Source organism: Peribacillus phoenicis (assembly GCF_047238085.1).
Classification (GTDB): Bacteria; Bacillota; Bacilli; order Bacillales; family DSM-1321; genus Peribacillus.
This window is the reverse complement of the sequence record NZ_JBDFMF010000001.1, coordinates 1,839,723-1,863,219: the sequence shown is the minus strand read 5'-3', so window position 1 is coordinate 1,863,219 and position 23,497 is coordinate 1,839,723. Positions and strand designations below refer to the sequence as shown.

The following is a 23,497-nucleotide window of genomic DNA, read 5'->3' as shown; positions in this document are numbered from 1 at the left end:
TAAATAGCGGCAAAGACAATCAATCACTTCTTTGGCAAAAATAAATCAGAATTAAGTAAAACTATTAAGGTGTTTCAATACGAAAGCCCCCAGGATAAAACAAAATCTTTAGGTGAGGGCTATTTCGTTTGGTTTCTTATTTTACGTGATGCAATTCCGCTTGTTTTCCGGATGAAGAGTTTGTGCCATCATTTTCTTTTGACTTCTTAGAAGATAGATAAACTCCTGCGAAAATAATCAGCAGGCCAATAATTACATTAGGACTAATTTCTTCTCCAAGCAAGACATAGCCCCAAACCATAGCGGTTGCAGGAATAAGATATGTAACAGATGCGGCTAACTCAGGGCTGCCATTTTTATTGATGTAGAAATAGATCAGCTGGCCGACCCCAGAGCCAAAGCACCCAAGACCGATTATGGCGAAAATCGTCAGCGGTTGCATCAACATCACTGGCTTAATCGGCTCTGTTATTAGCATCCCGATCAAGCCGATAACGGCACCCGTGAGCAGCGTAAACGTCGTAATGACCAATATGCTGGTACTGGAAAGAAATCTTTTCGTAAAATGACCGGCAAAACCATAACAGATGGATGCTAGCAGCATTGTCCCAATCCCGATGAATTCCTTTCCGAAAAGCTGACCGATTTGAAAATCCATCAATACTAGAATTCCGAAGAAACCAATTAGAATGCCCATCCATTGTCGGGCGGTTAGAACGTATGAAAAAATGATAAATCCGATGATCCCCGTCCAGATCGGAGTGGTTGCATTTAGAATCGATGCCGTGCTGCTGTTAATCTCTGTTTCACTTAAAGGTATTAATCCCCATGCTAATCCGCAATTGAAGATTCCGACAACGACCAGTGCTTTCCACGGCAATTTCCAATTGATTTCCCTGCGCTTCCACCATAAAATGGGAAGCAGAACAACAGCACCCGCCAAACAGCGGAGAAATACAATCCCCCAAATGCCCGCAGGCGGTAGCAGCCACTTCATAAATACAAACGATAAACCCCATATCAAACTAAGGCCGATTAAAGCCCCGTATAATCGAAGCATGATGTTCCCCCTTCCTACTTTCCTATTATGACAAACATTGTTAGGGATTTCATATAAAATCTTGCTATATAAGATGAACTTGAAATTTTTTTCAACCAAAATCGAAACAAAACCCTATAAAGGCAAGATAAAGATGTCTAAAAAAACTAAAGTGGCTTGAGTTCATTAAAGAAGGCAAGCCAGTGTGCAGGCTTGCCTTCATCAAAAATGAAGTAAAAAACGCAGCTTGTTATTTCGTTTCTTCAGCCTACCGCCCGTTTAAATTTCTGTGCTAAAGTTTGGGATAATACCTTTTACTTAGAATTTTCTCTTATACCCATAAGCTAATTTGATGTTGATATTAGTAATAAGTACGTTTTATCTGCTCAAATATTTACGTTTGTCGCCTAATAAATCAAGTGAATATTATATTTTTACATCGGCATCAGAATTGACCATTATTTTCATATTGGCGATGGCTACAGTTTCTCCATTTTGTTTTTTTATTTCTTGGATGACTGTTACAACACCTTGATAGCCCTTTTCAAAAAGATCAATCACCTTTAATTCTACATGTATCGTGTCCCCAATAAAAGTAGGGCTTGTAAATCGTACTTTCTCCAAACCATAAAATGCAACGACGATTCCTGGTTCAAATTGAAATAAGCCGGTTGCAGCAGATAGTATAAGCATTCCGTGGGCTATCCTTTGCTTAAATTGTGTATTTGCTGCATACTCCTTATCAGTATGGAGAGGAAACCAGTCACCGCTAAATGCAGAAAACATTACTAGATCTGCTTCGGTTATAGTACGTCCTTTCGACACCCATGTTTCTCCGATTTCATATTGATGGAAATATTTATTAAACATTATTCCAATCTCCTTCTACTTCGGGTTAAATTAGCAGGCGGAAAATTCAGATACTAAATACTATAGAATATATAATTTAGTGATAGTTTTTAAAATCAACAACTATAAAAAATGCTTTTCGAAGACATACTATTTGATGTAAATAGCGTTTAAAGCTAGAAATCGAAAATTATTTTCCAATGCTCACCGGCAAATATTTAAACGATGGCAAACAAGCTGAATATACCAATTACAAAGAATACAGCAAGTGTCTTTATAATGGTAATAACAAAAATGTCTTTATATGCCTGGCGATGAGTGAGTCCCGTAACAGCAAGAAGAGTTATTATTGCTCCATTATGTGGCAAAGTATCAAATCCACCTGCTGACATAGCAATGACACGATGTAAAACTTCCAACGGAATGTCAAAATGAGCAGCTGTTTGTATATACGTATCCGCCATTAGGCTCAACGTAATGCTCATCCCACCAGATCCAGAACCAGTAATGCCGCACAAAACATTTGTCATGATCGCCCCATTAATTAAAGGATTCGAAAACATACCAGTAAGGTAGTCTTGTATCACAGTAAAGCCGGGTAAAGCTGCAATCACACCCCCAAAACCATATTCGGTTGCCGTATTCATGGTTGCAAGCAATGCCCCACTAATCCCTATATTAATACTCGAATTGAATTTTAATTTGACAGCTTTTAAGTTTAATAAGACGGTTGCTATTATTCCGAGAATAAGAGCCATCTCTACAGACCAAACACCAATAACTTTAGACATATCAACATTTCCATAATCTTTTAACCCAATTGCAGCAAAATCAAATCCTTTGGCATACCAAAGAGGAAACGACTCAGTAAAAAACTTATTCATTACTCCAACTAACACCAACGGAATAAAAGCAAGCCAGTCTTTTCTTCTTATAGCTTTTTCAGAATCCATTCCCAACTTATTAGTCGTTTCCACCGATAAAGCAGAACTAGCTGCCATTTCTGCTTCAGCAGCTTCCTTATCAATAGCTTTATCCCCAATTCCAAAATACCCTTCACCATTTCTAGCTGCCTTATGTCGACAATGATTTAAATATAAAAGGCTCAAGGAAATGATAAATATTGCCCCAATAATCCCCAATGTCGGTGCAGCATAGATGTCAGTTTTAAAGAATCCCGTTGGAATGACATTCTGAATTTGGGGAGACCCTGGAAGTGAATCCATTGAAAAGGTAAAAGCACTAACTGCAATTGTCGCAGGAATTAAACGCTTTGGAATATTAGCTTCGCGAAACAGCTGAGCAGCAAATGGATAGATGGCAAACACTGCAACAAACAAACTAACTCCGCTATATGTCAGGATTGCGCCCATTATCACAATGGCTAGAATGGCTTGTTTAGCCCCGATAAAACGGACAATAATTTTAGCTATGCTCTTTGCAACTCCACTTATTTCAACCAATTTCCCAAAAATAGCACCTAGTAGAAAAACCGGGAAATATAATTTAACAAACTCAACCAACTTAACCATAAATATATTAGAGAAGAAAGGTAAAACATGTCCAGGATCCGTTAAAAATACAGCAAACAAAGCGCACAATGGTGCAAAAAGAATAACAGAAAATCCTCTATATGCTAGAAACATAAGTAATCCTAGTGAAATAATAATTATCATTACATCCATATTGAATTCCCCCTTTTTCTCAAAATATAATATGTTATCATTTGTTGCTGGTTTGAATGCATTGCCCCAAGACTTCTTGCGCATCATAGTCCACTTTTCTAGTGAACATAAAGTAAAGAACATTAATTAATTTCCCGAATAGATTTATTGTTTTTTAAAATAACTTTATCTATTTAGTTTATTAACAAAAATAGTAACTGCAAAATCTTCTTTTTTCAAAAATTGGACTTGACTCTGGTTTTGTCATGCAGGATTACTGATCAACGAAGTTCGGCTCTCTTTTATTAATAAAGGCTTCAACGCCTTCCTTAACATCCTTCGTCTGAAAAACATGACCAAAATTTTCAGCTTCAATCACGAGTCCATCTTCAAGTGTTTGTTCATAGCCATAATCAATAGAATGCTTTGCAAAAGTTAAAGATTGTAAAGAATAATTGCAAATACATTTTGCGATTTCCATTGCTTTATTTATGGATTCGCCCTTTGGCACCACATGATTAACAAGGCCTATTTGTTTGGCCTCTTCTGCATTCAGTGGCTCACCAGTAAAGATCAATTCTTTTGCTTTTGCCTTACCTATCAGTCTAGGAAGTCTTTGAGTTCCCCCTGCCCCTGGAAACAATCCCAATTTAATTTCAGGAAGTCCAATCCTAATTTGTTCCTCCGCAATTCGAATGTCACAACTTAAGGCAAGTTCACATCCTCCACCTAATGCTAATCCGTTGATTGCAGCAATGGTTGGACGTGATAGACGTTCAATTTTATTAAGTGGTTCCTGAAGCCAAAGTGATTTCCCCTTTCCTTCTTCGACTCCTTTTCCTATCCATCCTGGAAATTCTTTAATATCTCCACCAGCAACAAAAGCTCTTTCGCCCTCACCTGTAAGGATAATGACCTTAACCTTGTAATCGCTTTCAATTTCATCCACCACAAGATTCAATTGTTCTATAACATCTGCGCTTAGTACATTAACAGGTGGATTATCAATAATAATCATTGCAATATTCCCCTGTTTTGACCATGAAACAACTTGATTTTTATTCTTCATCGGCTTTCCTCCTCAACCTTAAGTGTACTTGTGGGTTCCAAATATTCTTGCATTGTTGAAAACGTGCATCAGTGGGTAAACACAGATATCTTGATAAAATCCATAGTGGTTATGTGCATTTTTTTAAAAATTGAAATAATGTATTTATAAACTTTTAACTTTTTGGAAATTCCTTATTTATTCCTTACCACTAAACTGTTTTCGAAGAATAAACTTTTGAACCTTACCGGATGGGGTACGTGGAATTTCATCAACAAATGTAACCTTTCTAGGTTTTTTGTAGCTAGCAAGATGTTCCTTACAGTAATTAACAACATCTTCTTCCGTAAGTTTGGCCCCTTCTTTTTTGACAATAACAGCACATACAGCCTCAATGTATTTCGGATCAGGAATACCAATTATAGAAACTTCCTTCACTTCCTCATGGCGATATAAGACATCTTCAATTTCCGCTGAGTATATGTTTTCACCACCGCTTCGAATCATATCTTTTTTTCTGCCTGCAATTGATAGATACCCATCATGATCGAATTTTCCCATGTCTCCTGTTTTACACCAACCATTCACAAATGTTTCCATTGTGGCATCAGGTTTCCTCCAATACCCCTCAGAAACCGCTGGACTTTTAATAGCGATTTCACCAATTTCACCAACAGGCAAGGGCGTTCCATCCTCATCAATAATATTAATTTCTGTAAGTGGCATCGGCTTTCCAACGGTATGGCCTTTTGTAAAAGCATCCTGTGGTTCAAGCGAAGCCGCAATTGGTTGTCCTTCAGTTAACCCGTAAACTTGAACAACTCCAATTTGAGGAAACCTCTTTTTTAATTGTTCTAATGCCCATGGCATTAGCGGATCACCACCTGTATAAATGGTTTTTAAAGAATTTAGCTGATACTCTTTAATTTCAGGTAAATTTAGCATTTCATAAATCATAAAAGGGAATAAAAAAGCATCGGTCACATTTTCCTGTTCAATAACGGAAAGAATTCTTCCAATCTCGAATTCTTGGCTTTTTGTAATTATTACGCTTCCACCCATCATGAGAATAGGAAGTGCGATATCTTCCATCGCTCCAACATGGTATAGTGGTCCTGTCGTCATCGCAACTTCTCTCCCTGTAAATTTCCATTTCAGCGCTTGTATCGTAGAAAACCAGAAAGTTGTATCATGAGTCCAAATCGCACCTTTAGGTCTTCCCGTTGTGCCTGATGTGTACATCAGCATGACCGGATCGTTTAATTTGATGTTATCGACTTTGACCTCATCTACCGAACCACTTTCTAAAACACTCCATGACTCAGACCAACCTGGGGTTGAGCCATTTCTATGAGGAAGACAAAAATAACGCTCAACAGGAACATGATTACAAACTGATTCCAGCTGATTGGCTAAGTTCGAATGAAAGCACAATATTTTTGTCTGTGAATCATTTAATGCATACTTAAGCTCAGCACTTGATAGCCTAAAATTAAGTCGAACGGCAATTGCGCCGATTTTCGCAATGGCAAAATATAGACTAAAATATTCGAGACAGTTGTAAAGTAATATACCGACACGATCCCCTTTTCGAACTCCTAATTCGTAAAGCTTGTTTGCATACGCATTTGATATATGGTGGAGATCCATGTAAGTCATTGACTTTCCTACTTCTTCTTTTATTGCTATTTTTCTAGGATTTATATTATTTAAATCATTTGCCATTTTTCTTGTTATAAAACCGACATCCAATGAAATTCCTCCTTTTCAATGTAAGCAGATTCAAATTACAGATCTCGAAGCGATAAATTTGTTCAAAGTAATTCTTACTAAACAAGGGCCTCTTAAATGCCATTAAATTGACCACTCGACTTTATCGATTCCTTTACCTCCTTTCATCAAATTTGAATGCAAGATTCATTCCAACACGTAAACCCCCTATACTGACTTACTTTTTCTAATTATCGAGGAATATTCAATTAATTATTTTCTGATTTTTCAGAAAAGAATTAAAAAAAATCAACTGAATTTAGATCAGTTGATTTTTTATTCATTAATTTTCATAATTTAAATAAAAATTAGAGCTGTTCTATAGTCTTTTTCTCCTTTAATGTGAACTTTACCTACACTAATATGGAAATTAAAATATTAATCCGGGATTTCGGAATGAATTCTGAAATCCCGGATTAATTTTTATTGGTCAGAAATCCGATATTTTTTTATTTTATCGTAAAGGGTAGAATTCCCTATTCCAAGAGTTTCCGCAACCCGTTTTTTATCAAACTTAAACCTTCCTAACGCTCTTTCGATTGCCTTCTTTTCTGTTTCCTCCACAATATCCTTTAAACTTTCTTCTTTCATTTTAACGTTATGACGTTTTAGATAATCAGGTAAAGCATCTTTTCCGATTACTTCGTCATTTGATAGGTGAACACCTGCATCAATCACATTCTCTAGTTCTCTGATATTCCCTGGCCAGTTATATTGCTCTATTACTGAAAGCACCTCAGGATGTACAGAAGTTACTCGTTTTCCTATTCGAGCTGTGACTTTTTTTAAAAAATAATCAACAAGTACAGGGATATCTTCAATTCTATCTCTTAAAGGAGGAACAAATAATTGGACAGCATTAATTCTATAAAATAGGTCTTCACGAAATAGCTTTTCTTCCACCAATTTTTCTAAAGGGCGATTTGTTGCAGCAATCACTCGAACATTTAGTTTTTTTGGATAAAGCGAACCTACAGGCTCAAATTCCTTTTCCTGAAGAACCCTTAATAACTTGACTTGCATATGCTGAGGCATATCACCAATTTCGTCAAGGAAAACCGTTCCACCATCAGCAAATTGAAACTTTCCTATTTTCCCTCCCTTGTTTGCCCCTGTAAAGGCACCTTCTTCATAACCGAAAAGTTCAGATTCTAACAAGTGTTCCGGAATTGAAGTACAATTTATTTTCACAAGTGGTTTGTCACTTCTCCCACTTAACTGATGAATGCTATGTGCTATTATTTCCTTGCCTGTACCACTTTCTCCTCTAATTAGTACAGAGATATCACCTCTAGCAACCCTTTTCACCCGTTCTTTTAACTGTTGTATTTCTTGTGAATTTCCAATTAAATTGTGTAAGGAATACTTTACTCCATTTGTAACATCTCTTTCATTTTTGTAAAAATTATGTTTTGTCAGTATCTCCTTAATGTGGCTATTCATTTTGTTCCAGTCATCAAGATCACGAAACATTATTGTCCCAATCGCACCAATTATTTCCTTATTCTCGATTATAGGAATGCGATTAGCGATAACAAAATCACCACGAAGAAAATGTATATCAGCGATTTCCGATTTACCTATTTGCACTACTAGGTGTAGCCTTGTATTTTCAATTATATTCGTCACATGTTCACCAATCACTGTACTGCGTTCAACATTTAAAAATTCACAATATTTATTGCTAATATATTGAATTTTTGCGTGACTATCGACAATTACAATTCCATAATATGTACTTTCAAACACCATATCTAATAGTTTATTATTGAATAATTGTCCAGTATTCATCATTAGTTCTCCTTTACCTAGAATGCTTTACCATATAATACCACGCATTTTATTCAATATATATTTACGAAGTGAAAATTCCCCAAAAATCACTGAGTTTTAAATGCCCCCCCTAACGTAATCCAACGGATTATTTTTTCACTATAGATGATTTATTCAGCGCAAAAAAAAAAGCCTGGCAACCTTTTTTATAGTTGCTAGACTTATCATTTTTAAGATCATTCCCAATATAAACAACAATTTAAACGGATGCGCAAGGTTTGTTCCTCCATGCAGATCATCTAATAGGCAGCCAGGTCACGCAGTGCCTTTTCCACTTTTTCTGGATTCACCATGAATGATTTCTCTAATGATGGTGAATATGGCATTGCTGGAACATCCGGACCCGCGAGTCTCATGATTGGGGCATCGAGATCGAAGAGGCAGTTTTCTGCAATGATCGCCGATACTTCACTTATGATGCTCCCTTCCTTATTATCTTCAGTAATCAATAGGACTTTTCCGGTTTTAGATGCAGCTTCCATAATGGCTTCTTGATCTAATGGATAAACGGTTCGTAAATCAAGTATATGAACAGATATGCCATCACTGGCCAGCTTTTCAGCTGCCTGAAGCGCAAAATGAACACAAAGTCCGTAAGTAATCACTGTAACGTCCTCGCCTTCACGTTTTACATCCGCTTTACCAATGGGTAAAACATAATCATCATTCGGCACTTCTTCTTTAATTAGGCGATAGGCTCGTTTATGTTCAAAGAAGAGGACCGGGTCATCATCGCGAATGGCTGCTTTCAATAACCCTTTCACGTCATAGGGTGTAGAGGGCATGACAATTTTAAGTCCCGGTTGATTGGCAAAAATGGCTTCAACGGATTGTGAATGGTATAACGCCCCATGTACGCCCCCACCGTATGGAGCTCTGATGACGATAGGGCAGTGCCAGTCATTATTGGAGCGATAACGGATTTTTGCAGCTTCCGAAATGATTTGGTTGATTGCAGGCATGATAAAATCAGCGAATTGCATTTCCGCAATCGGCCTCATTCCATACATGGCCGCGCCGATGCCAACTCCTGCGATTGCGGATTCAGCAAGCGGTGTATCAATAACACGCTGCTCCCCGAATTGTTCGTATAACCCTGAAGTCGCTTTAAAAACGCCGCCTTTTACGCCTACGTCCTCACCTAAGACAAATACTCGGGAATCACGTTCCATTTCTTCCCGCATCGCCATTATCACGGCATCTATATAAGATATCACTGCCATCTTTTTTCCTCCTTACCTTTCTGCGTAAACGTATTTTGTGAGCGTGTCTTCATTTGCAAATGGAGCATTTTCCGCATAATCCGTCGCTTCGTTCACAACTTCCATTATTTCCTCGTTCATTTGTTTCTCCATGAGATCATCCATTATTCCTGCCGCTTTTAAATAGGCGCCAAAAGTAATGATCGAATCTATTTTTTTTGCCTCCGATACTTCATCAGGCGACCTGTATTGACTATCATCATCATCGCTTGAGTGTGGTGTAAGCCTGTAAGAAACCGTTTCGATTAAGCTTGGGCCTTCACCGCGCCTTCCTCTCTCAGCAGCTTCTTTTACCACCCGGTATACTTCGATTGGATCATTTCCATCAACCGTCACCCCTGGCATGCCATAACCAATGGCCCTGTCGGACACTTTCTTGCAAGCCAATTGCTTTTCAATCGGGACGGAAATGGCATACTGATTATTTTCGCACATCAAGATGACCGGAAGTTTATGTACACCTGCAAAATTCGCTCCTTCATGGAAATCACCTTGGTTTGATGAACCCTCTCCGAATGTAACGAATGAAACAATATCATTTCCTTCCATTTTCGCAGCGAGTGCAATCCCCACTGCATGTGGCACTTGAGTGGTAACTGGCGAAGATCCCGTCACGATGCGATTCTTTTTTTGCCCAAAATGCCCAGGCATTTGACGCCCGCCTGAATTAGGATCTTCTGCTTTGGCAAAACTGGATAACATTAAATCCCTGGCGGTCATCCCAAACGCGAGCACCACTCCGAGATCCCGATAATAAGGAAGTACATAATCCTTTTCACGGTTCAATGCAAATGCTGCACCCACTTGTGCTGCTTCTTGCCCTTGACAAGAAACGACAAATGGAATTTTTCCAGATCTGTTCAACAGCCACATCCGTTCATCAATTCGTCTTGCCAACAACATAATTCTATACATCTCAAGCACCTGCTCATCACTAAGACCTGCCTGTAGATGGCGGTTTTCAACCATATGTCATCATCCCTCCTAATAATTAAACCTTTTCCCTGTTAAAACCAGAATATTTTGCTCATGCTGGCACCCAAATTTAAAAATGGGTATCTGTATCACAAATTACTAACCTTTCTTATTAGATGTTTGTTTTTCTAGCAAACTTAAATCCTCTTTTGTATCTAAGGAAGAAAAAGCTCTTTTATGTATGCATGCTTGCCATTTAAAACCCATGCGTTATCATCTAGTATTATTACCTGGTACTAACTCAATGCAATATTATCCTACCACTTTTCATCTCCCATTTTCAAGTTAATTTCACTTTGTATGGGTTGTTTTCATGCGAAAGCCTTGCCTGACTTGAAAACTCATTTCCATACATGCACCAAAGACTAAACACTGGGGTGTTGAAGTTATTTTTTTGTTGACTAAGCGGATATATAGCTGTAAATTAAAATGATTCATAAAATTAAATGTTCGTAATGGAACAGTTCAAAACAGAAAGAATGGTGAAGTTGAGTGGAGAATGAAAAACAATTAATGCGTTCCGTACAACTATTGCGTTCATTTTGGAACGTGCAGAAAAATATTATGCGGTTCGTTCAAAAGACTGCCGCAGAAAATGGATTAACAGTTCCTCAATATTCCATTTTGATGACCATTACCCTTTACAAAGAGACCACTCAAAAAAATGTCGGGGAGAAAACATTTCTTCCAAAAAGCACCTTGAGCCAAGCGGTCGATGGTCTCGTTCGCGCAGGCATGCTCCATCGTGAGCATGTGGAGGGCAATCGGCGTGAGATTCAGTTGTCAATCACAGATCAGGGGAAGGATTTATTAAAAACGATTCATTTTCACGAAGGAAGCATTCACCAAGTCTTTCAAACAGCCATTGAAATGCTTTCAGAAGAACAGTTTGAAGAGTTGCTAGAAACACATCTTCAAATTACAAACTTTTTAGAAGCACAAGCAACCGAACAGGGAGAGTGTACAAAATGATAAAAATACTGAAAAATTTATCCTTTTATAAGTGGATTATTTCAGCAGTTATCGGTCTGGTTTTTATTCAGTCCATGTCCGATCTCTTTCTGCCTACACTAATGGCCGATATTATTGACAAAGGCGTCGTTCAAGGAGACACTCCTTATATTTGGAAAATCGGTGGTTTGATGCTGTTGGTTTCCGCACTTGGCGCTTGTGCATCCATAATCGCAAGCTACTATTCGTCCAAAGCGGCAATGGGGATGGGACGCGATCTCCGCCTGAGAGTCTTTAATCATGTTGAAAAATTTTCGTTACAAGAATTTGATGAAGTCGGTACGGCATCATTGATTACAAGGACGACCAATGATATAACACAAGTCCAGCAAGTGGTTATCATGATGCTTCGTATGGTTATCAGTGCACCCATCATGTTAATCGGCGGAGTAATCATGGCTGTATCCATGGATGCAAAATTATCCCTTGTCATTGTTGTCACAATGCCTTTATTGATTGGGTCGATCTTGCTTATTCTATATAAAGGTGTGCCTCTCTTTCAAACGGTGCAAAAACGATTAGACCGGTTGAACCTTGTATTGCGAGAAAATTTAACTGGTATTCGCGTCATTCGTGCCTTCAATCGTGAAACACAAGAGAAAGAACGTCTTAAGAAAGCGAATAAAGAATTGACGGATGTGTCAATCAGAGTCAATAAAATCATGGCCTTCATGATGCCTGTAATGATGCTTGTCATGAACTTGACGGTTGTTGGTATCATTTGGTTTGGTGGAGTTCGTATTGATAATGGCGGTATGCAGATCGGGGATTTAATGGCATTTATCCAATATGTTATGCAAATTATGTTCGCTCTCGTTATGGCATCCATGATGTTCGTTATGGTTCCACGAGCAGCCGTGTCGGCAACAAGGATAAACGAAGTCCTTGACATGAAACCTTCATTCCTGGATAAGGGGACAGAAAAGGCAGATCGTGAGCACGGTACACTTGAATTTGAACATGTGACGTTCAGTTACCCAGGAGCAGAAGAACATGCATTATCGGATATTAGTTTTTCTGCAAGTCCTGGTGAAATCACCGCAATAATCGGTGGAACAGGTTCAGGGAAAACGACGCTCGTCAATTTGATACCTCGCTTCTATGATATTTCAAGTGGAACGATTCGCGTCAATGGTGTTGATATTCGTAATTCATCACAAGATGAAGTTCGTTCAAAGATTGGCTTTGTACCACAAAAGGCCGTCCTCTTTACAGGTACTATCGCTGAAAACATTCGCTTTGGAAAACAAACAGCCACACAAGATGAAGTTGAGCATGCGGCTCGGATCGCGCAAGCGGAAGATTTTATCAGCAACATGAAAGACGGCTATGAGGCAGAAATCGAACAAGGCGGTTCAAACCTATCGGGAGGGCAAAAACAACGGCTTTCGATTGCACGGGCACTCATTCGGAAACCCGATATTTATATATTCGACGATAGTTTTTCTGCACTTGACTTCAAGACGGATGCCAACCTTCGTGCAGCCCTGAAGGATGAAACGAAAAATTCGACGGTACTACTCGTTGCACAGCGTGTCAGTACAGTCGTGGACGCAGACCGAATCATTGTATTAGACGAAGGCAAAATTGTAGGTATGGGATCACACCAAGAGTTGCTTAGTACAAACGACATTTACTGTGAAATCGCCTTATCACAGCTCACAGAGGAGGAAATTGCATGAGTAATCAAAAAAAACCTCAAGGCGGCGGTCAGGTTGGGCATGGCCCTGGTGGCGGTAACATGATGATGATGGGTCAAAAAGCAAAAGATTTTAAAGGAACACTAAAACGTCTCTTGACCTATTTAAAACCTCGGCGCAACAAATTGATTTCCGTGTTCTTCGCTGCAATCATGAGTACGATTTTTATGATTGTTGGACCGAAAATCATGGGAAATGCAATTACAGAATTATTCGAAGGAGCATACGGGAAACTCCAGGGTATACCAGGAGCAGCTATTAACTTTGATAAAATTGGCCAGATCCTTCTACTCCTTGCCGGACTTTATGCTTTAAGCAGCCTTTTCAACTATGTACAACAATACATTATGTCAAGTGTTGCTCAAGATACGGTATATGATCTTCGACAAGATGTGAACGAAAAGCTCGAGAAACTTCCACTCAAATATTTTGAAGGACGTCCAAACGGAGAAACACTTAGCCGAATGACAAATGATATTGATACAATCGGGAGCACCCTTCAGCAAAGCTTAACGCAGTTCATCACATCAATCGTAACGATTTTGGGGATTATCATCATGATGCTTTCGATAAGCCCGTTATTGACATTAATCTCGATAGTCAGCTTACCTTTGTCAATATTTGCAATCCGGCCTATTTTAAAAAGATCCCAAAAATATTTTGCAGATCAACAGCGTAAGCTCGGACAATTAAATGGACACATTGAAGAGATGTATACCGGCCATCAGGTCGTTAAAGCATTCGGACATGAAAAAAAGGCGAGTGCCCAGTTTACTGCGGTTAATGAAGAATTGTATAAAGCGGGAAGCAAAGCCCAGTTTATATCGGGTATCATCATGCCCATAATGTTCTTTATCGGAAATTTAAGCTATGTCCTCATCAGCGTTGTCGGCGGAATATTGGTAACGCAACGTTCGATTTCAATTGGTGATATTCAAGCATTCATCACATATTCAAAGCAGTTCACCCAGCCAATCACACAAACGGCTAACATCGCTAACATTATTCAGTCAACGGTTGCAGCCGCTGAGCGTGTTTTTGAACTACTTGATGAAGAAGAGGAAATGAAAGAACAAACAACAGCTAATATAAAAAGGGCAAAAGGTGCTGTCTCTTTTGAACATGTGGACTTTGGATATGGGGAAGAAATGCTAATTGAAGATATGAACATCGATGTCTTGCCTGGACAGACGGTCGCAATTGTTGGACCGACTGGTGCTGGAAAAACAACTATGATAAATCTCTTGATGAGATTTTATGAACTCAATGGCGGAAAGATTAATATTGATGGTCTTGATACACGGAATATGTCACGGAATGATCTTCGAAAGAATTTTGGTATGGTACTTCAAGATACCTGGCTCTTTAATGGTACGATTAAAGAAAATATCGCTTATGGCAAAAATGGAGCAACTGATGAAGAAATTTTTGCAGCTGCTCGAACGGCACATGCCGACCATTTCATTCGGACACTGCCAGATGGTTATGAGACCATCTTAAACGAAGAAGCTTCAAACATCTCACAAGGCCAAAAGCAGCTTTTGACAATCGCCCGAGCGGTTCTAGCAGATCCACCAATCATGATATTGGATGAAGCGACGTCTAGTGTGGACACTCGGACAGAAGTCTTTATCCAAAAGGCCATGAACCGACTGATGGAAGGACGAACCAGCTTTGTCATTGCCCATCGTCTCTCAACAATTAAGGATGCAGATTTGATTCTTGTTATGGATCAAGGAAAAGTGATAGAGAAGGGAACGCATTCAGACCTTTTAAGGGAGAATGGTTTCTATGCAGAGCTGTACAATAGTCAGTTCACTGAAAATGTAGCTGGATAATAAGAAAGAGGCTCAATTTCCAATCGGAATCGAGCCTCTTTTTATAAAATTCTTATCCAATACCATTACATTCATGAATCTGTAATAACTTATAAAATATATGTATCAATACCCCCTTTTATTTCCCTTTTTCACAAATTCCCAATCTACCTCAATATTTTTTCTGACCCTTTGAAGAAGATGATGCATCGTTTCCGTTTCTTCCATAGAAAATCCAGATAACGCAACCTTGTCAGTATACTCTCCTTCTTTTTTCAAAAAAGGATAGACCTTTTCACCTTTATCGGTTGCATATAGCTTTTTTATTTTTTTGTTTTCCTCATCATTTTTCTTTTCAATAAAACCTTGAATTTCAAGTTTTTTAATAGCCCGAGCTGCTGTCGTCCGGTCAACCTTTATCATCTCTGCTAACTTTTCCTGAATGATTCCTGGATTTTCACATATTCGAACAAGATACAAATACTGCCCTTTTGTTAGATCAAATTCTTTAAATTCGATATTACTTATAGAGTCCAATGCCCTTGCTATCATTCCAATTTCACGAAGTATTTCCTTCATTCAAAAAGCCCCTGACTTTTTTGTTGTATTTACAACAAAATTAATTTCGTATATACTATAAAAAAGTTATACATATATTATGACTTGTCTTACTGAATAAATCTAGAAAAGGGATGAAGAACATTGGAATCAAAGAGAATAACTACAGAAAGTGATTTAAAAGTAGCCTTTCAAATCAGAAAAGAAGTATTTGTCGAGGAACAAGGCTTCCCTTTAGAAAGTGAATTTGATGAATACGATACACTTAATGCTTTATCTGAACACATATTAGTCTATTATAATGAAAAACCAGTCGGAACTGGTAGGTTAAGAGTTGTTGATGGTTTAGGAAAATTGGAGAGAATTTGCATCTTAGAGCCTTACCGTAAGTTTGGTCTTGGAAAAATAATAATTAAAACGTTGGAAGAAATCGCAAAGAAAAAGGAAATATCCCAGGTGAAATTACATGGGCAAACACAGGCAGAGGGTTTTTATAAAAAACTCGGCTATCAGACTTCATCCGATGTCTTTATGGAAGATGGCGGACCACATCTTTTAATGATAAAGGAATTAGTTAACGAATAAGTGTGTTAAATGTGAGTTAAACAAAAACTAACCTTTGATGGGGATCATACTATTAACACCAGGTTGTTCTTTAACCATCCAAGCAGACAATTCTCTTTTAAAAGGCAAAGAACAGAATGATTAGTCTACTAACTTTGTATTGTGAACTATATTCCGGATAAGGGAAACACATAAAAAGTGCCCCTTATCCCACACTTTTCTGACTCTTCTAAGTAAAAGGAAAGTTTGGTTTACAAGTTTCGGATTTACATTTAACCTCAAAATCTACGCGACCATCACAGTCTTTGGTCAGTATATTTTCCATTTCATGAGAGATATACACGAACAAAAAGACGAAGCCGTTTATAACATAAACGGCTTCGTCTTTTTATTACATTACGGGTGCTTTTTCATGAACAAGCGGGTGAAGGGCCTGAGTTTCATCAATGTAAACAAAAGCATCATATCTATCTGACATTACAGAAGGTACATAGTTTCCGTATTGTTCATATTCCGGTCGGTATACAACCCCGATAGCCCGATGTCCAATTTTATCTTGGAATAGCTGACGATTTTCATCGGTGAAAATGAGCAACTTATCATACGCGCCTGAAAGGTGCATAGCCTCCTCCCAACTTCCATTCATAGCCGGGGGTACTGTTTTTATTTCAAAATCCATGCCCCATTCATCTGCTGCAATAACAGTTCCGCTATAGGTTCCGAAACCAGTGATAAATACATCTTCAGTTGGGTTTTGTTCACGAATGACCTGGCCGACGTTAATCATCCCGGAATCTCTCATATCTGTAGCGCTGGCATCGCCAACATGAGTATTATGTTCCCATACAATCGCCTTGCCTTCAGAACCGTAAAAATCCATAATTTCATTTAGTGCATCCACCATATGCATATCACGAATATTCCATGATTTATCATCATGAACCACCATCGTCCTGTAATAATTTTCTGCATTATACGCTACCAGTGCATTCACTTGAAGGTTCAAATTCAATTCTTCATGATGAGGATATTTTTCTTTTTTTCGTTGAATAGTCGTCAGTAATTTGGCAACCTCCTCTATACAGTTCTCTGAAAAAATGCCTGCGGAAACTGCGTACTCCTCATTATTCCGATTGAATGGCTCAAAACATGTGAATGCCTGTCTGGCAGCCTCGAGGTCAGGTGAATCAATTTGTTTTAAGTAATGGATGACTTCATCCATGGATTCCCAAAGACTATAGATATCTATCCCATAAAATCCAACTTTCGTTTGATTTTGTCCGGACTCATTGTATTCTTTCATCCATTCAATCAGGTCGATCATTTCCTCGTTTGCCCACATCCATGTCGGCCAGCGGTCAAAACTTTTTAGCACATCCTTTGCGGATTTAGTCACTAGGTCATAGCCTTTTACATACCTATTGATTGCCTGGCATGCGGGCCAATCGCCTTCAACGGCTACAAAGGTGAACCCTTTTTCTTGAATCAGCTTTTTTGTTATTTCAACTCGGGCCGTGTAAAACTCGGATGTCCCATGTGATGCCTCACCCAGCAAAACAAATTTGGAATTATTGACTTGTTGAACGAGCTTATCCCAATCTGCTTCACTTGTAAGCATGACTGATTGTTCGATTATTGACTGAACCAGATTATGATGCACTGTTTTTCCTCCTTGTTCTCTTACGAACATTATCGTTTATACTCAGCATTGTAAGAATTTGAACCTGCGTGTACGGACAGTAAAGTATCAGCGTATCCCACTAGACGATTTATAAGTTCATCACAAATAGAGTAAACCAGCTGAAAGTTTTCCATCTCAAATAAAACAGGGTCATCCAGAATGACCGTCGTGTTAATGAACATATCTTTGTTTCCATATAGATTGTAGTGAACGATAGCCTTCCCAGCAGCTCCTCCAGTAACTGGATCATTAAAGCCGGGAATGAAAACAAACCATTCTTCAGCAGTAGCAGACCTGAAATTTTTGGTAAAAGACATTCGCTCGGTTACCTTCATGATCTTTTTTAACTCTTCCGGATTCATATCCTTGATCTTGTTCATCCCATTGCCACCTTAACACCTGTTAATTAATCTTCAGTTATATATTTTCCTTAAGTGACCCATCCTATAAATATTATTATAAAATGGTGACCTTCACCGAAAAAAGCATGCCAGAACACCTAGATCGGAAATTAAGCTTGCACTGAACACGACACAGCAAAAAGTATCATTATGTTGCATTAAGCAGGCTGTTATTAAATGCCGATAATCATGGAACTGCTGCATATAAAAATTATTATTGGGGTATCAAAAGAGTGAAGATAAAATCCTGGATTGGGTTGGACTGGTCTGGAGCGGAGTGGAGGAGTTGCTCATGGAAAAGATGAATCGGGGAATTTTAACGGCGCTGTCGGGAATCGGCATTGCGCAAGGGCTGAAAATTTTAACGCATTATAAGCTGACGGGAAAGTGGGACTTGAAGCAGGCTTTCACAACGGGTGGCATGCCTAGTTCGCACTCTGCGGGGGTGGCCGCACTGGCATCCTATGTGGCAGCGAATAAAGGCTGGATGCATACTGAAACAGCGCTTGCGACAGTGTTTGGCGTGATTGTGATGTATGATGCTCAGGGGATTCGGCGCCATACAGGCGAAATCGCTAAGCTTGTGAATGACCTTGAAGATAATATGGCGAAATTTTCGGGAGAGTTTCCGAGCTTTGAGTTTGTGGAGCGTGAGAAGGAACTGAATGAACTGCTCGGACATCAGCCTGTGGAAGTGGGGGCAGGTGCGTTGCTTGGAGTGGTACTTGGGCTTATCTCGGCTAAATTGGAGGATGGCAAGCCTTCCAAAACCAAACGGCTGAAAACGTTGAACAAGCCTGAATATTCCAGATCTTGAAGTGACGTATATAACAATAGATTATATTAAAACATGTCTATGTTATAAATATAGACAAACTCTCCATTAAAAGTCGTATCATTGTATATACTGGTAGGATTGAAAAAAATGACCTAGGCCTCTCAACTCTCTTAGAAAGGCATAGGTCATTTTTATGTGCAAAATCAATTCTTCCGGGACATTTTCATTGCGAATGAGTACATATCAGATCGGAATAATCCTTTGTAATACTCTACTAAATTACCATCAGAATCAAAAATCATTCGTTCTGTAATCAGCAAGCACATCGTTTCGTCTATACCTAAATGTTCTGCATCTTCTTTTGTTGGAAAGCCGCAGGTTATGATTTGTTCCGCCTCACAAAAGTTAATGTTTAGATCACCTTCGAGTGCATCATACAATACGGTTGTACTTAAATCGAATTTCGTCAATTTTTTTCCTAGGTCCAAAGAATAATAATGCAATTCAATGGCTATGGGGACATCTCCCTGTAACCGCAGCCTTTTAATATGGTAAGATTCATCTTCGAACCCATTTGCATCAGCAATATTTTCAGGTGTCATTACTCGGCCATGATCTAGTAATTTAATTCCCATGCTTTTAGTGGTTTCAGTGAAACTTATCATCTTTAGCCATTCTTGTACAGGTTTAAGGGAAACGAACGTTCCCTTTCCATGCCTCTTTTCCAATATTCCCTCACGAACCAGGATGGATACGGCTTCCCGTACAGTACTCCTGCTGACAGAATACATATCCATGAGTTCCCTTTCACTAGGGATTTTGTCTTTATAATAACCTTCCAAAATCTGATTTTCCAATATGCTTTTCAATTGAGCATGTAAAGGGATTGGATTTTTAAAGTCTAACTCCATAAAATTTCCTCCAAACAGAAAAAGACATCGTAATGTTCGTATCAGTTCTTATATTGTAAACCAAATAGTTATAATATTCAAACATGTCAACACTTATTTTTTTCCTTAAATTAGGATTTTATCAAATTTCGACCCTTCATTTCCAAAAACGTTTTCTTCGGATAAAAAAAAACCTGAATGGATTAATATATTCAGGGCTTATCCATATGCATTATTCATCACATTTTCAGGCCTATCTAACAGGGAAAACAATGGAAGCTTTTATATTAAACGATAAAGTACGAGATGATGGAAAGCAGCAAAGAGGTAATGGTCATGGCTAAAAGAGGACGCATGGCTTTTGTCCGCAGTGCCTGCAGGCTTACATTAAGTCCAAGACCGATCATGGCCATTGTCAATATAAATGTAGTCGTTTTCGAAATGCCATCCATTACAAGGGGTGACACCGTAATATAAGTTCCAAACACATAACTTCCTATTAGACTCATGATTATAAAACCAACGAGGAACCATGGAAAATCGATTTTGGCATCATGGCCCATTTTCCCGGATGTGCGTTTTTTCATCCAATACATAAAAATGAAACATAATGGGATAAGTAAAAAGACACGGCCTAATTTTGCGAGAAGTGCAATCGCTAGCGCATCTTCACCAGCCGGTGCTCCTGCCAATGCAACATGGGCGATTTCATGAAGGCTGATCCCAGACCAGATTCCATAATCCAAAGCAGACAGCGGAAGGATCGGACGTAAAAGTGTATATATAATCGAGAAAAGTGTTCCCATTAAAGCGATTATCCCAACGCCTATGGCTGTATCCTCTTCCCTCGCTTTCACGATTGGAGATATGGCCGCAATGGCTGCCGCTCCGCATATCCCGGTTCCTACAGCAAGAAGAAGTGAAATGGAAGCATCTGCCTTAAACCACTTAGCAATCAGGACCATCACGACTATGGCAAATGTTACTGTCCCTATGTCACGTACCAACAATGGCAGTCCTTGATTGAAAATCACATCAATATTTAATTTCAACCCGTATAAAATAATGGCAAAACGCAAAAGTTTTTTTGCGGAAAATTCAATTCCCATCCGGAACTTTTCTGGATATCCCGCAATTTGACGATAAATCACGGCAATGATGATCGAGCATGCAAGAGGTCCGATTCGATTGAATCCTGAAATCTTGGACAGCCCCAAGCCTAAGAGGGCAATAAAAAAGGTGAAAGCGATACCGCTCAGCCACAAAATCACCTTATTTTGAAGCGGTTTTTGCTGCGCCAGAGGTGTTTCTTCCATTGGCTCATATTTTTCTAATTCCATACATTCCTTCCCCCTTTCCAGATAATCTAACGCCCAAATTACGTATCATCCCATCCTTTCAATCGTTAAAAAAAACAGTTTCTTCTATATTAGTAGGTGAATTCCCTTTGATAAAATACTCGGATTCCTTTAAAAAAGGCAAGCTTGGATTTTGATTCCCCCACAATTCAGGAACTGCTAGTGTCTGGGAGCGATGGGACCTTAAGGCACGGATCTTTTTCTGTAAAGTTCCTGCTATATCCACTTCCGTGATACTGCTCTGCCCGTTTTCCTTTAACCATGCATCATAAAAAGCATGCCAAAGGACAAAGTACAGATTATGAACCTTAAAAGCTGGAAATACTGGATCTGGATAAAAATCGGGATCACCGGATTTTAGAAAAGCAAATTCGGCAGCTCGGCCAATCGCACAATGGTCTGGATGCCCCCCATATTTCTCATGGAATGTTATTAGGGCCTCCGGCTGAACTTCACGAATCACCTTTACGATTCTCTCCGCCAATAAATCGAAGCTCTCAAATTCTATCGTTTTATCCCTTACGTTTAAAAATCGCAGGTCGCTGATCCCCAATTCTTCACAAGCGTTTTTTAACTCCTTTACCCTTAGTCCAGGCAATGCCTCCCTTGTTGTAAGAATGGGATTTCCCATGCGCCTGCCCATTTCGCCTTTTGTCGCGCATAGTAAGGTTATATGAACACCTTGCTCAGACATTTTAGCAATGGTTCCGCCACACAGGAATGACTCATCATCGGGATGTGCCAGAACCACCAATAATCTTTGTTGTGATTGCATATTTCCTCCTACTCCGGATTTTCCAGTTTTCCCACACTGTTAGACCCAATATGAAAAAATGGACATGGATGTCAAAGCGGCTAGACATATCATGCCCATCTTCATTTTTCGTCTATAAATATAGCACCCTAAAGCTAATCATCTTTTTGGTTATCATAATTCATATAAAACGGATTTAACGGTTTCTATGACAAAGCGTAAATCTTCAACGGTCGAAGATAAAGGCGGCGCAATGATCAGTACATTACCATATCCAGGAACTGTATCACCATTACGGCCGATGATAAGACCCTTTTCCTTGCAAGCCCCGATTATTTTCCCCATGAACTCATCGGAAACTGGTGTTTTTGCCTTTTTATCTTCCACTAATTCAATGCCGTATAAAAACCCTACTCCCCGAACTTCCCCTACTTTATCAAGAGCTGTCAATTCAAATAGCTCACTTAGTGTCGACTCACTAAGTTCAGATACTCGCTGAACGATTTTTTCATTTTCCAAGATTTCAATGTTCTTTAGGGCAACTGCGCAAGATGCAGGGTGGCCTCCATATGTTGACACATGCCTGAATTGATTTAAATTTCCGTTCTCTTTGAATTTCTCATAAATCCTCGAATTCACTGCCGTTGCTCCAAGTGGAAGATAACCGCTGGTCAAACCCTTTGCCATTGTTACAATATCCGGTTGAACTCCATCCGAGTGCATGAATCCAAACATTTTACCGGTTCTTCCAAAACCTGAAACCACTTCATCCACAATTAAAAGAACATCATGCTTCTTACAGATTTCCGAAACCCTCGTTAAGTATTCTTTTGAAGGAATTAGGACCCCGCCACCAGAGATGAATGGTTCAAGAATAACACCAGCTACCGTTTCAGCTCCTTCAAAGTTAATGACCTGATCGATATATTCAGCTGCAAGCAAATCGGAGTTTTCAACGTTTTCCCCAAACGGGCTTCGATAACTGTACGGCGGCGGCACATGCAGGAAACCTGGAACCGCCGGATCATATTTCACTCGCCGGTTTGCCTGTGCGGTCGCACTTAGCGCGCCAAAAGTATTGCCATGATAAGCTCTGTACCTAGATATGAATTTGTATTTACCCGGATTGCCATTTTGGGAATGATATTGCCTGGCTATTTTAAAAGCTGTCTCATTCGCCTCAGAGCCGCTGTTCGTAAAAAACGTTGTATAGGAGCTCTTTAAATGCTCACTTATTTTTGCAGATAATTCGATTGCCGGCTTATGGCTTAACGTTAAAGGGAAGTAAGATAAATTAACCATTTGTTCATAGGCTGCCTGGGCAATCTCTTTTCTTCCGTGACCTAGGTTCAAGCACCATAAACCGGAAACCCCATCTAAATATTTATCCCCTTTAGCATCTGTGAACCATGAGCCGGATCCTTCTGTAGCCATCATGGGAGCATCCTTTTCATTATAGCGATGCATCGCATGCCATAAATGGTCTTTATCCATTTGAACAAGGTCTTTCGTTTCAGTTTCCATCTTCACTTTTGAAACCCCCTT

General features: G+C 39.1%; 20 protein-coding genes. 5 read left to right on the top strand and 15 right to left on the bottom strand.

The genetic code is table 11. The features are described from left to right. Positions 1-136: 136 nt before the first annotated feature. The 8 genes from ABC374_RS09000 to ABC374_RS08965 form a co-directional block, all read right to left on the bottom strand. Positions 137-1,060 carry a DMT family transporter gene (locus ABC374_RS09000; RefSeq protein WP_413017149.1) on the bottom strand — a complete coding sequence of 308 codons (924 nt, stop codon included), beginning with the start codon at positions 1,058-1,060 and terminating at the stop codon, positions 137-139. A gap of 405 nt (positions 1,061-1,465) precedes the next feature. Further along, on the bottom strand, positions 1,466-1,909 hold the full coding sequence (locus ABC374_RS08995; RefSeq protein WP_413017147.1) for a MaoC/PaaZ C-terminal domain-containing protein: 444 nt from the start codon (positions 1,907-1,909) through the stop codon (positions 1,466-1,468). Positions 1,910-2,106: 197 nt separating this feature from the next. Beyond that, a complete protein-coding gene (locus tag ABC374_RS08990; RefSeq protein ID WP_413017145.1) occupies positions 2,107-3,573 on the bottom strand; it encodes a GntP family permease in 1,467 nt (488 codons plus the stop codon). A gap of 253 nt (positions 3,574-3,826) precedes the next feature. Then, the gene (locus tag ABC374_RS08985) at positions 3,827-4,621 is read right to left on the bottom strand and encodes an enoyl-CoA hydratase/isomerase family protein (RefSeq protein WP_413017143.1); all 795 of its coding nucleotides are present in this window, start codon (positions 4,619-4,621) and stop codon (positions 3,827-3,829) included. 177 nt (positions 4,622-4,798) lie between these two features. Further along, complete coding sequence (locus tag ABC374_RS08980; RefSeq protein ID WP_413017141.1) at positions 4,799-6,352, bottom strand: acyl-CoA synthetase; 1,554 nt, start codon at positions 6,350-6,352, stop codon at positions 4,799-4,801. Positions 6,353-6,793: 441 nt separating this feature from the next. Next, positions 6,794-8,164, bottom strand: coding sequence for a sigma-54 interaction domain-containing protein (locus ABC374_RS08975; protein ID WP_413017139.1), 1,371 nt, complete (start codon positions 8,162-8,164; stop codon positions 6,794-6,796). Between the two features lie 278 nt (positions 8,165-8,442). Continuing rightward, entirely contained in the window at positions 8,443-9,426 is a 984-nt protein-coding gene (locus ABC374_RS08970; RefSeq protein ID WP_350302350.1) for an alpha-ketoacid dehydrogenase subunit beta, read from the bottom strand. A 12-nt stretch (positions 9,427-9,438) separates the two neighbouring features. Then, on the bottom strand, positions 9,439-10,434 hold the full coding sequence (locus ABC374_RS08965) for a thiamine pyrophosphate-dependent dehydrogenase E1 component subunit alpha (RefSeq protein ID WP_413017137.1): 996 nt from the start codon (positions 10,432-10,434) through the stop codon (positions 9,439-9,441). 498 nt (positions 10,435-10,932) lie between these two features. Between ABC374_RS08965 and ABC374_RS08960 the strand changes: the two genes are divergently transcribed. The 3 genes from ABC374_RS08960 to ABC374_RS08950 are packed head-to-tail and all read left to right on the top strand — an operon-like array spanning position 10,933 to position 14,989. Next, positions 10,933-11,412: a MarR family winged helix-turn-helix transcriptional regulator gene (locus tag ABC374_RS08960; protein ID WP_413017135.1), complete on the top strand. Its 480-nt coding sequence runs from the start codon at positions 10,933-10,935 to the stop codon at positions 11,410-11,412. Continuing rightward, positions 11,409-13,133, top strand: a complete 1,725-nt coding sequence (locus ABC374_RS08955; protein ID WP_413017133.1) for an ABC transporter ATP-binding protein — start codon at positions 11,409-11,411, stop codon at positions 13,131-13,133. Before ABC374_RS08960 ends, ABC374_RS08955 begins: the two co-directional genes overlap by 4 nt. Further along, a complete protein-coding gene (locus ABC374_RS08950; RefSeq protein ID WP_413017131.1) occupies positions 13,130-14,989 on the top strand; it encodes an ABC transporter ATP-binding protein in 1,860 nt (619 codons plus the stop codon). The genes ABC374_RS08955 and ABC374_RS08950 overlap by 4 nt, the downstream gene beginning before the upstream one ends. 105 nt (positions 14,990-15,094) lie before the next feature. Here the strand turns inward: ABC374_RS08950 and ABC374_RS08945 are convergent, their stop codons facing one another. Beyond that, positions 15,095-15,547 carry a MarR family winged helix-turn-helix transcriptional regulator gene (locus tag ABC374_RS08945; protein ID WP_413017129.1) on the bottom strand — a complete coding sequence of 151 codons (453 nt, stop codon included), beginning with the start codon at positions 15,545-15,547 and terminating at the stop codon, positions 15,095-15,097. Between the two features lie 123 nt (positions 15,548-15,670). On the opposite strand from ABC374_RS08945, the gene ABC374_RS08940 reads away from it, so the two are divergent. Then, positions 15,671-16,111, top strand: a complete 441-nt coding sequence (locus ABC374_RS08940; RefSeq protein ID WP_413017127.1) for a GNAT family N-acetyltransferase — start codon at positions 15,671-15,673, stop codon at positions 16,109-16,111. Between the two features lie 370 nt (positions 16,112-16,481). Here ABC374_RS08940 and ABC374_RS08935 read toward each other — a convergent pair whose 3' ends face one another. Both ABC374_RS08935 and ABC374_RS08930 read right to left on the bottom strand, forming a co-directional pair. Continuing rightward, entirely contained in the window at positions 16,482-17,750 is a 1,269-nt protein-coding gene (locus ABC374_RS08935; RefSeq protein WP_413017125.1) for an erythromycin esterase family protein, read from the bottom strand. 29 nt (positions 17,751-17,779) lie between these two features. Next, positions 17,780-18,151: a hypothetical protein gene (locus ABC374_RS08930; protein ID WP_413017123.1), complete on the bottom strand. Its 372-nt coding sequence runs from the start codon at positions 18,149-18,151 to the stop codon at positions 17,780-17,782. Positions 18,152-18,464: 313 nt separating this feature from the next. Here ABC374_RS08930 and ABC374_RS08925 point away from each other — a divergent pair, with 313 nt between their 5' ends. Beyond that, entirely contained in the window at positions 18,465-18,989 is a 525-nt protein-coding gene (locus ABC374_RS08925) for a divergent PAP2 family protein (RefSeq protein ID WP_350302849.1), read from the top strand. 164 nt (positions 18,990-19,153) lie between these two features. Here ABC374_RS08925 and ABC374_RS08920 read toward each other — a convergent pair whose 3' ends face one another. The 4 genes from ABC374_RS08920 to ABC374_RS08905 all read right to left on the bottom strand — a co-directional run bounded on the left by ABC374_RS08920 (position 19,154) and on the right by ABC374_RS08905 (position 23,476). Continuing rightward, entirely contained in the window at positions 19,154-19,861 is a 708-nt protein-coding gene (locus tag ABC374_RS08920; RefSeq protein WP_413017121.1) for a GntR family transcriptional regulator, read from the bottom strand. A gap of 266 nt (positions 19,862-20,127) precedes the next feature. Next, the gene (locus ABC374_RS08915; RefSeq protein WP_413020307.1) at positions 20,128-21,156 is read right to left on the bottom strand and encodes a YeiH family protein; all 1,029 of its coding nucleotides are present in this window, start codon (positions 21,154-21,156) and stop codon (positions 20,128-20,130) included. Positions 21,157-21,238: 82 nt separating this feature from the next. Further along, complete coding sequence (locus tag ABC374_RS08910) at positions 21,239-21,973, bottom strand: PIG-L family deacetylase (protein WP_413017119.1); 735 nt, start codon at positions 21,971-21,973, stop codon at positions 21,239-21,241. A gap of 153 nt (positions 21,974-22,126) precedes the next feature. Next, positions 22,127-23,476 (bottom strand): aminotransferase, encoded by a 1,350-nt coding sequence (locus tag ABC374_RS08905; protein WP_413020306.1) that lies wholly within the window; start codon positions 23,474-23,476, stop codon positions 22,127-22,129. Between the last annotated feature and the right edge of the window lie 21 nt (positions 23,477-23,497).